A 212-nucleotide genomic window follows, 5' to 3' on the forward strand; every position below is an offset into this window, starting at 1 on the left:
GCCGGCAAGGACAAGGAACACGGCTATTACCTGAACGTGGGCGGCACCTACAGCTCCGGTAGTGGCACCACACAAGACAGCAGCCAGGTGGGTAAAGGCAAGGAAGGTGAAACCGGCTGGAGCGTCAGCGGCTGGGATTACCAGAAGGACCGCGAGCAGATCGTGCGCGCCACCGTCGGGGCGGGCGAGATCGTGGTGCGCAAGGATGCCGA

Annotated in this window: 1 pseudogene; it reads left to right on the plus strand. The window is 63.7% G+C overall.

The features are described from left to right. Positions 1-212, plus strand: a pseudogene (locus BLX41_RS16205) (toxin C-terminal domain-containing protein); the annotation flags it as partial.

It is taken from the genome of Pseudomonas protegens (assembly GCF_003732485.1).
In the GTDB taxonomy this organism is placed as follows: Bacteria; Pseudomonadota; Gammaproteobacteria; order Pseudomonadales; family Pseudomonadaceae; genus Aquipseudomonas; species Aquipseudomonas protegens_B.